The following is a 9,282-nucleotide window of genomic DNA, read 5'->3' as shown; positions in this document are numbered from 1 at the left end:
GATCTACCCGGGCGCGCCGCACGGCATGTGCGTGACGCACGCCGATCAGGTCAACGCCGACCTGCTCGCCTTCATCAACAGCTAAGGTTCACGCTTCATGTCCGTATCCCGCCGGCAATTCATTGCCTCGGCTGCTGCCCTGGGCGCAGCAGCCTCTTCGGAGCTTTTTGCCATGTCACCGTCCTCGACTCCCGACCTCATCCTCGTCAACGGCAAGTTCACCACCCTTGACAAGTCCAACCCGCAAGCTGACGCCGTGGCCATCCAGAATGGCCGCTTCGTCAGCGTGGGCACGCGCGACGAGGTCATGAAGCTCGCGGCCGCGACAACGAAGGTAGTGGACCTGAATGGCCGGCGGGCCATTCCCGGGCTGATCGACAGCCACATGCACATCATTCGTGGTGGCCTGAACTACAACATGGAACTGCGTTGGGACGGCGTGCGATCGCTGGCCGACGCCATGCGCATGCTGAAGGACCAGGTCGCCCGCACTCCCGCGCCCCAATGGGTGCGCGTGGTGGGTGGCTTCACCGAACACCAGTTCGCAGAGAAGCGCCTGCCGACCATCGAGGAACTGAACGCCGCGGCGCCCGATACGCCCGTGTTCATCCTCCACCTGTACGACCGCGCCATCCTGAACGCCGCCGCGCTGCGCGCCGTGGGCTACAACAAGGACACGCCGAACCCACCGGGCGGCGAGATCATTCGCGACAAGGCTGGCAATCCGACCGGCCTGCTGCTGGCCAAGCCGAACGCGACCATCCTGTACGCCACGCTGGCAAAGGGTCCGAAGCTGCCGGCCGAGTACCAGAAGAACTCCACGCGCCATTTCATGCGCGAAGTGAACCGCCTGGGCGTGACTGGCGTGATCGATGCTGGCGGCGGCTACCAGAACTATCCTGAGGACTACAACATCATCGAGGAACTGCACCGCGATGGGCAGCTCACGGTGCGCCTGGCCTACAACCTGTTCACGCAGAAGCCGAAGGAAGAACTGTCGGACTTCAAGACCTGGACATCGACGGTCAAGCCAGGCCAGGGCGACGATCTCTATCGCCACAACGGCGCGGGCGAGATGCTCGTCTACACCGCTGCCGATTTCGAGGACTTCCGCGTCGAGCGTCCGGACATGCCGCCGTCGATGGAAGGCGATCTCGAACCCGTGATCCGCCTGCTGGCCGAAAAGCGCTGGCCGTGGCGTCTGCACGCCACCTACAACGAAACCATCACGCGCGCGCTGGACGTCTACGAGAAGGTGGCCAAGGACGTGCCGTTCACCGGCCTGAACTGGTTCTTCGACCACGCCGAGACGATCACCGATCGCAACATCGACCGTATTGCGGCACTGGGCGGCGGTATCGCCGTGCAGCACCGCATGGCGTATCAAGGCGAGTACTTCGTCGAACGCTACGGTGCCAAGGCTGCCGAAGCCACGCCGCCGATCAAGAAGATGCTGGAAAAAGGTGTCAAGGTTGGTGCAGGCACCGATGCCACGCGCGTGGCCTCGTACAACCCGTGGGTCTCGCTGTACTGGCTGACCACCGGCAAGACCGTGGGTGGCATGTCGATGTATCCGCAGGCCAACCTGCTCGATCGCGAAACCGCACTGCGCCTGTGGACCGAAGCCAACACGTGGTTCTCGTCGGAGGAAGGCAAGAAGGGCCAGATCAAGGCCGGTCAACTGGCCGACCTGGCCGTGCTCTCCGCCGACTACTTCGCCGTGCCGGGCGACGACATCCAGGACATCACCTCGGTGATGACCGTGCTCGGCGGCAAGGTGGTCTATGGCGACCACGAGTTCGACAAGCTCTCGCCCGAGATTCCGCCGGCCATGCCGGACTGGTCGCCGGCCCGCCACGGCAGCAAGTACCAGCCACGCCCCACGGCGCAAACCAAGCTGGCAATGAACACCGCCTGCGGCTGCGCCAGCTCCTGCGGCGTTCACGGCCATGCCCACGCCAAGGCGTGGACCACCAGCGCACCGACTTCGGACGAAAGCACGTTCTGGGGCGCGCTGGGATGTTCTTGCTGGGCGTTCTGATACCTCACCACTCCGCTATGTTGTCTCCCCTCTCCCGCTCTGCGGGAGAGGGGGCGGGGGAGAGGGCCAGCGGTTCTAACTGCGATATCAGCAAGCAGAACCCCCCGCCCTCACCCCCAGCTCCTCTCCCACTTCGCGGGAGAGGGGAGCAAGAAACGCCTCACCCGATTTTCTGAATTCCCCGGAGACCCCGCCATGCCCCCTTCCTCATCCTCGCTGGCGGTAGCCGGCGGTCATCAGCGGCACCTCCCCCGCTGGCTCCACTGGCTCGCCCTGCTGCTGCTCTGCGCGGCCTATCTGCAAGGCGGACTCGTCAAGCTGTTCGATTTCCCGGGTGCCGTGGCCGAGATGCAGCACTTTGGCCTGTCGCCTGCGGTGCCGCTGGCTGCCGCCACCATCGCACTCGAACTGGCTGCACCGGCCATGATCCTGCTCGGCGTCTTCCGCTGGCTCGGCGCACTCGCGCTGGCGGCTTTCACGTTGGCCGCAACGTTCATGGCAAACCGCTTCTGGAGCGCACCGCCCGAAGCCGAATTCATGCTGATGAACGCGTTCTTCGAGCATCTCGGTCTCGTGGGCGCCTTCATCCTCGTGGCCTGGCATGACCTGAACCAGCGGGGCCGCGCATGACGCAGGCCACCGCAACCGCCAAGCCGGCAGGATCGTTCGCGCCGCTGGCGCAGCCCACGTTCGCCGTGCTGTGGGTAGCCACGGTGCTCGGCAACGTCGGCAGCTTCATGCGCGACGTGGCCAGCGCCTGGCTGGCCACCGATCTTTCCTCGTCGCCCGCCGCCGTCGCCACCATCCAGGCTGCCGCTACGCTGCCCGTCTTCCTGCTGGCGATTCCGGCCGGCGTGCTCTCAGACATCCTCGACCGCCGACGCTTCCTGATCGCCATCCAGTTCCTGCTGGCGGGTGTCAGCGGCACGCTGGCGCTACTTTCGTGGCAGAACGGGCTGAACATCGAACTGCTGATCGGCCTGGCCTTCGTGGGCGGTATCGGCGCAGCGATGATGGGACCGACGTGGCAATCCATCGTGCCGGAACTGGTGCCATCCAACACGCTGCGGCAAGCCGTGGCGCTGAACGCGCTCGGCGTCAACATCGCACGCGCCATCGGCCCCGCCACGGGCGGCCTGCTGCTGGCCGGCTTTGGCGCGGCAGTGACGTATGGCGCGGACCTCGTCAGCTATATCTTCGTGATCGGCGCACTGGTGTGGTGGAAGCGTCCGAAGCAGGCCAGCGATCCGCTGCGCGAGCACTTCTTCAGCGCCTTCCGCGCCGGGCTGCGCTTCACACGCGCGCACAGCAAACTGCACATCGTGTTGCTGCGCGCGGCGGTGCATTTCGCTTTCGGCAGCAGTGTCTGGGCGCTGTTGCCGCTCGTCGCCAAGCAATTGCTGCACGGCGGCGCCGGACTCTATGGCGTGCTGCTTGGCGCCGTGGGTGCAGGCGCCATCGTCGGCGCGCTGACGATGCCTGCATTGCAGAAGAAGCTCGATAGCGACGGCGTGGTGCTTGCCTCGGCCATCGCCACGGCTGCCGTCATGGCGGGCCTGTCGTTTGCGCCACCGGTCTGGCTGGCGCTGCCGCTGCTGCTGGTGCTCGGCGCCGCATGGATCATGGCGCTGACCACGCTGGGCGGTGCCGCGCAGGCCATCCTGCCGAACTGGGTACGTGGCCGCGCGCTGGCGGTGTACCAGATGGTATTCAACGGCGCGCTGGCTGGCGGCAGCCTGCTGTGGGGTTTCGTGGCGCAAGCCATGGGCACGCCCCATGCGCTGCTGATCGCGGGCATCGGCCTCGTGGTGGCGGCGATATTGCTGCATCGCATCCGCCTGCCGCGCGGTGAGGAAGACCTGGCACCTGCACGCCACTGGGCCGAACCCGAGATGGCCGACGAGATCGCGCATGATCGTGGCCCCGTCATGATCCTGATCGAGTACTGCATCCCGGCTGCCAGCCGCGACGCGTTCCTGCGCGCCGTGCATGGCCTCTCCGAAGAACGCCTGCGCGATGGCGCGTTCAGCTGGGGCGTGATGGAAGACCCCACCGATCCGGAACTGCTGACCGAATGGTTCCTCGTCGAATCGTGGGCCGAGCACATGCGCCAGCACCGTCGCGTGCCCAATGCCGATGCCGATCTGCAGCGTGGCGTGGCGGGCTTCCACGTGGGCACCGAGCCGCCGCGTGTGCGCCACCTGCTGGGCGTGGGACTGCCGCCGGACGCACGCTGATCCTTCACAACATATCGATAGCCACCATGAAAATCTATCTCGTCTCCCTCGGCGCCGGCGTGCTCGTCGGCATCATCTATGCGCTGATGCAGGTCCGTTCGCCTGCGCCGCCCGCCGTGGCCTTGCTCGGCCTGCTGGGCATGCTGATCGGCGAACAGGTCGTGCCGCCGATCAAGCGCATGATCGCCGGCGAACCGGTCACGGCCGCGTGGTTCCACTCGGAATGCGTGCCGAAGATCACCGGCACGCCGGGCCCGCTGGTGGCATCGAACGAGAAGAAGGATGGCGATGCGTCGGCACATTGAAGGATTGCATTCCCGACGGTTTGCTCCCCTCTCCCGCGATATTTGCTCCCCTCTCCCGCTCGGCGGGAGAGGGGCCGGGGGAGAGGGCAAGCGCCTGCGTCTGCTGCTAACCGTTCTCGCCGCACTACCGCTTCCCGCCCTCGCCAGCACCGTCACCCTCTACGGCCGTCTCAACACCGCCATCGAATACTCGCGCGCCAGCACGGCCACCGATGGCACGTCGCTGGGCAGCGTGGTGCGCCAGACCAACTACCGCTCCGTCTGGGGCCTGCGCGGCGAAGAAGACCTCGGTGGCTCGCTCAAGGCGCTGTGGCAGATCGAAAGCAACCTGTCGATCGACAACGGCCAGGGCGGCATCGCCACACGCAACTCGCGCATCGGGTTGCAGGGCGATTACGGCCTGCTGTTCATGGGCCATTGGCATACGCCGTACACCGAAGCAACGATGGCCTACGATCCGTACTACCCCACCACCGCGGGGTATATGGCGCTGATCGGCAATGGCTCGACCTCGACGTCGGACAACGTGCAGGACACCAGTTCGTTTGACCGGCGCCAGAAGAACATCGTGCAATACCGCTCGCCGCAGATGGCCGGCGTCAGCGTCTGGCTGGGCTGGGGATTGCCCGAAGAAAAGACCACCGTGCCGCGCAATCCCGCGCTCTATTCGGCGGCCGTGGTCTACGACAAGGGACCGCTGAACGCGACTGTCGCCTACGAGATGCACCAGCACTATCAGGCGGCAGGACGCAATGACGATGCGATCAAGGTCGGCGTGGCCTATCAGTTGTTCAAAGGCACGCGCATCTCGGCACTCTACGAACACCTGCACTACCGCACCGATACCGGTGACCTGCAACGCAATGGCTATTACGCGTCGCTGGTGCAGCAGATCGGCGTGGGCAGTTTGCGGCTGGGCTTCGCGCTTGCCGCCAACGGCACGGGCTCGTCCACCGATACCGTCGGGTTCTTCCGCAGCGGTTCGCAAACGGGCGCCACGCAATTCACGGTGGGCTACGACTATCCGCTGTCCAAGCGCACGGCGCTGTTCGCGTTCTACAGCCGCATCAACAACAAGCGCAATGCCGTGTATGACTTTGCCATCAACGAACTCGGCGTCAGTGCCGGCGCGGATCCGCAGACCTTTGCACTCGGCATGCGGCACAGCTTCTGACATGATTGGCGGCACCGCTGGGCACGCTCCATCGTGAACTCATACCATGGTATGAATCTGCGCTGAATCGTGGCGGAGTCGTTCCGAAGCGCATATCCTTGTGCGGCTTTTGCGTGCGGGCGGGCCCTGCGGAGGGTCTCCCGCCAGTCAGCGGAGGGGCTTCCGGCGCCCTGGCAATACCACCGTATGATTGGGGGCAGGAGCCACCCGGATTATGCTGCGAGCAAGCGGTGAGCTGTATCGCCGCTCAAGACTATTCAAGGAACGCGTGTGACTGCCATCCCCATGATTGCCATCGTCGATGACGACGCTTCAGTCAGGCATGCCATCGGACGACTGGTGCGCTCCCTCGACATGGCTGTCGAACTCTATGGCGGCGGTCCGGAACTGCTGCAATCGCCGTTGCTGGCGGATATCGCCTGTGTCATCACCGATGTGCAGATGCCGGTCATGAACGGCTTCACGCTGTGCGAGACCCTGCGTGCGGCCGGACACAAGATGCCGGTGATCTTCATGACCGCCTTTGCCCACGAAGGCTACGAGCAGCGGGCCCGCGCCGCTGGTGCCACCTGCTTTCTCAGCAAGCCGTTCCAGGACACCGATATCCTCGACTGCATCGAGAACGCCCTGAAGTCCCGTCCGGAAGATTGATGCGCTACGCCGTAGCCTGACGCTGGCCGGCACCCACCGGCTGGACGTGCGGGATATCGTCGGCCTGCACCAGGCCCAGTGTCTGCGCCATGATGATCAGTTCGGCGAACGTGCGGGCCTGCATCTTGCGCATGGCCTGTCCGCGATAGATCTTGACGGTGGCCTGGCTGATGCCGAGGCTGTCTGCCACCTGCTTGTTCATCAGCCCGCGCACCAGCAGTTGCATGACTTCCTGCTCGCGGCCGGTCAGTCCGCCAAAGCGTTCGCGCAGTTGTCGCGTCTGCGACGTGGCCTGACGGCGCTCGCGATCGCGCTGCAGCGCCTCGTTCACTGCGTCGAGCAGGTCCTGTTCGCGGAAGGGCTTGGCGATGAAGTTGACGGCGCCGGCCTTCATCGCCGCCACGGTCATCGGCACATCGCCGTAGCCCGAGATAAAGACAATGGAGGCACGCTTGCCCGCGTCGTTCAGTTGATGTTGCAGGTCGAGTCCGCTGGCGCCGCGCAACCGTACATCGAGCACGATGCAGGTGGGCCGGTCCGGGAATCCATGGGCAAGCAGTTCCTCGCCCGATGCAAACGATGCCGTGGCGAGTCCGATCGAGCGGAACAGGCCAGACAACGCATGCCGCACGTCGCGGTCGTCGTCCACGACCAGCACCACGCCGTCTCCATCGCTCCCTGCGTCGGCGCCATCGGCCGCATCGTCAAATTGTTCGCTCAACATGGCGGCCCTGCCGTTCATCGCAACTCTCACTATGCATCCGGTGTGACATCCTGCCCGGCTCCGGGGATCTTCCCGAGGCACGCAGCGCGTGGCGCAGGCGGGCGGACAGGCTGCGGCGGATAAGCCGGAGCTGCATAATGACGCGACGAAATAACGCGGGCCTCTGATAGGTAAGCGCCCGCCGCCGACGTGAATCCGCCCTACGCGAGGCGGATTATCAATGCTTTTTCAGATTTTGCAAAACGCCAGGCGTCATCGGCATGGACGCCCACTGACTGCACCGCGATGGCGTCCTCGATACGACGAGGCACGTCGGGTGACTACAGCGCCTCCAGCGCGCGGCTCAACGTGTAGGCGGCACGCACGGCCACGTCGAATGAACGGTCACAGGCCAGTTCACGTCCCGCTACGGTGATGCGCCAGAAATCGCGGTTGCGCTCGCAGTTCAGGCGATGTTCTTCCATCTGGTCAGAGAACCAGCGCCACAACCGCGCATCCTGCGTCAGGGCCGACGCAGCGGCGCGCAGGCGAATCACTTCGAGTCCGGCAGATTGATCCATGTTTTCCCCCTTGGCGGCACACTCGCGCGCCCTGTGAGCCAATAGTAGGCAGGCGGGCCCCGCCTGTGCATTGCCCGATGGCACAACCCTGGTAGCGCACTCGCATGCCGGCCTTATACGAAGGGATGATTGCGGCCCTTGTCCGCTACTTCCGTTCCCGGTTCCTCCAGTGCGGCGCACCGCGAGCGTGCCCGATGCGCGCCGATCGGGCATGCCGCGCACCGCCAGCCCGCACCACAAGAGGAAAAACCGTCCGCCACCCTCCCTCAGCACTAGGGGTTAGCGATATTTGCGGTCTGGCATGGGCATTGCATAGGATTCAAGTGACTTGAATACGGTGCAGAAGACTTTCCGCATCGGTTTGGGTCCCGACCATGTCGTCCAACCCAGGGGGAAGAGAGTGCGCAAGCAACAAATCGCAGTAGCCGCCGCCGTGGCAACCGCCGCCGGCGTGGCCTTGATGGCCGCGCCCGTGCAGGCCAAGGAAGTCGTCAAGATCGCGTTTGTGGGTCCGCTGACCGGTGGCGTGTCGTCGATCGGCCTCGGTGGCCGCAACTCGGCAGACCTGGCCGTGCGCCTGCGCAATGCCGATCCGAAAGCCAAGTACACCTACGAACTCGTGGTCCAGGACGACGAGTGCCGCCCGAACGTGGGCGTGCAAGTGGCCACCAAGATCGCAGCGGACAAGTCCATCGTCGGCGGCGTGACCCACTTCTGCTCCGCCGTGGCAATGGGCACGGTAGGCGTCTACAACCGCTTCGGCATGCCGGCCGTGGTGTGGGGCGCGGTGCTGCCCGAAGTCACCTACGGCAACAACTTCAAGGAGATCATGCGTGTCAACGGCACGATGATCAACCAGAGCGAAGTGGCCGCCAAGTTCATGACGGGCCTGGGGTACAAGAAGTGGGCGATCATCCACGACACCACGGACTACGGCAAAGGCCACAACAAGTACTTCAGTGAATTCCTCAAGAAGGACGGCGGCACCATCGTCGGCACCTTTGGCGTGACCGCCGACCAGCAGGACTTCACCACGGAGCTGACCAAGATCCGCGAACTCAAGCCGGACGTGGTCTATTTCGGCGGCCTCACGCCGCTGGGCGTGCGCATCCGCACCCAGATGGAGAAGCTCGGCATCAAGGCCCAGTTCGAAGGCACCTCGGGCATCAAGTCCGACGCCTATATCGAAGGCGTGGGCAAGCCGCTCTCCGAAGGCTCGCTGGCCTTCATCGAAGGCGCCCCGCTGGAAAAGCTGCCAGGCGGCCAGTTCTTCATGGAACGCTACACCCAGCAGAAATACGGCGAGCCGCCCGAAGCCTACGGCCCGTTCGCGTTCTCCGCAGCCAACCTGATCATGGATGCCGTGGAGAAGGTAGGCCCGGACCGCAAGAAGGTGCGTGACATGCTCAACGGCACCAAGGACGTGGACACCATCATCGGCAAGGTCACCTTCGACGAGCACGGCCAGAACATCGTGCCGCTGATCACCAAGTACGTGGTGGAAGACGGCAAGTGGGTGATCTGGGAAGACAGCGCCTATGGCCGCGGCAAGAAGAAGCTGTCCGGCCTGTAAGCGTTGCGTCCGGGCAG

Annotated in this window: 9 protein-coding genes; 7 read left to right on the top strand and 2 right to left on the bottom strand. The window is 64.7% G+C overall.

Going from position 1 to position 9,282, the window contains the following annotated elements:
* Window positions 1-172: 172 nt before the first annotated feature.
* The 6 genes from ABDB81_RS28700 (at window position 173) to ABDB81_RS28675 (ending at window position 6,408) form a co-directional block, all read left to right on the top strand.
* Complete coding sequence (locus ABDB81_RS28700; RefSeq protein ID WP_202126874.1) at window positions 173-2,041, top strand: amidohydrolase; 1,869 nt, start codon at window positions 173-175, stop codon at window positions 2,039-2,041.
* 195 nt (window positions 2,042-2,236) lie between these two features.
* A complete protein-coding gene (locus tag ABDB81_RS28695; protein WP_346814225.1) occupies window positions 2,237-2,671 on the top strand; it encodes a DoxX family protein in 435 nt (144 codons plus the stop codon).
* Window positions 2,668-4,278: an MFS transporter gene (locus tag ABDB81_RS28690; protein ID WP_346814224.1), complete on the top strand. Its 1,611-nt coding sequence runs from the start codon at window positions 2,668-2,670 to the stop codon at window positions 4,276-4,278. Before ABDB81_RS28695 ends, ABDB81_RS28690 begins: the two co-directional genes overlap by 4 nt.
* Window positions 4,279-4,304: 26 nt before the next feature.
* The gene (locus tag ABDB81_RS28685; protein ID WP_137926597.1) at window positions 4,305-4,583 is read left to right on the top strand and encodes a XapX domain-containing protein; all 279 of its coding nucleotides are present in this window, start codon (window positions 4,305-4,307) and stop codon (window positions 4,581-4,583) included.
* A complete protein-coding gene (locus ABDB81_RS28680) occupies window positions 4,567-5,757 on the top strand; it encodes a porin (protein ID WP_346814223.1) in 1,191 nt (396 codons plus the stop codon). The genes ABDB81_RS28685 and ABDB81_RS28680 overlap by 17 nt, the downstream gene beginning before the upstream one ends.
* 270 nt (window positions 5,758-6,027) lie before the next feature.
* Window positions 6,028-6,408 carry a response regulator gene (locus tag ABDB81_RS28675; RefSeq protein ID WP_249359514.1) on the top strand — a complete coding sequence of 127 codons (381 nt, stop codon included), beginning with the start codon at window positions 6,028-6,030 and terminating at the stop codon, window positions 6,406-6,408.
* A 4-nt stretch (window positions 6,409-6,412) separates the two neighbouring features.
* Here the strand turns inward: ABDB81_RS28675 and ABDB81_RS28670 are convergent, their stop codons facing one another.
* Window positions 6,413-7,132: a response regulator gene (locus tag ABDB81_RS28670; RefSeq protein ID WP_160474531.1), complete on the bottom strand. Its 720-nt coding sequence runs from the start codon at window positions 7,130-7,132 to the stop codon at window positions 6,413-6,415.
* A 320-nt stretch (window positions 7,133-7,452) separates the two neighbouring features.
* The gene (locus ABDB81_RS28665; RefSeq protein ID WP_137926600.1) at window positions 7,453-7,692 is read right to left on the bottom strand and encodes a hypothetical protein; all 240 of its coding nucleotides are present in this window, start codon (window positions 7,690-7,692) and stop codon (window positions 7,453-7,455) included.
* Window positions 7,693-8,092: 400 nt separating this feature from the next.
* On the opposite strand from ABDB81_RS28665, the gene ABDB81_RS28660 reads away from it, so the two are divergent.
* A complete protein-coding gene (locus tag ABDB81_RS28660; protein ID WP_346814222.1) occupies window positions 8,093-9,265 on the top strand; it encodes a branched-chain amino acid ABC transporter substrate-binding protein in 1,173 nt (390 codons plus the stop codon).
* Window positions 9,266-9,282: the final 17 nt, after the last annotated feature.

The sequence above is a fragment of the Cupriavidus sp. DL-D2 genome (assembly GCF_039710735.1).
Classification (GTDB): domain Bacteria; phylum Pseudomonadota; class Gammaproteobacteria; order Burkholderiales; family Burkholderiaceae; genus Cupriavidus.
This window is presented reverse-complemented; position numbering and strand designations above follow the sequence as displayed.

Bases quoted from the DNA above. Each gene is read 5' to 3' on its own strand.
- ABDB81_RS28700 (WP_202126874.1), top strand. From the start codon at position 173: ATGTCACCGTCCTCGACTCCCGACCTCATCCTCGTCAACGGCAAGTTC.
- ABDB81_RS28695 (WP_346814225.1), top strand. From the start codon at position 2,237: ATGCCCCCTTCCTCATCCTCGCTGGCGGTAGCCGGCGGTCATCAGCGG.
- ABDB81_RS28690 (WP_346814224.1), top strand. From the start codon at position 2,668: ATGACGCAGGCCACCGCAACCGCCAAGCCGGCAGGATCGTTCGCGCCG.
- ABDB81_RS28685 (WP_137926597.1), top strand. From the start codon at position 4,305: ATGAAAATCTATCTCGTCTCCCTCGGCGCCGGCGTGCTCGTCGGCATC.
- ABDB81_RS28680 (WP_346814223.1), top strand. From the start codon at position 4,567: ATGCGTCGGCACATTGAAGGATTGCATTCCCGACGGTTTGCTCCCCTC.
- ABDB81_RS28670 (WP_160474531.1), bottom strand. From the start codon at position 7,132: ATGTTGAGCGAACAATTTGACGATGCGGCCGATGGCGCCGACGCAGGG.
- ABDB81_RS28665 (WP_137926600.1), bottom strand. From the start codon at position 7,692: ATGGATCAATCTGCCGGACTCGAAGTGATTCGCCTGCGCGCCGCTGCG.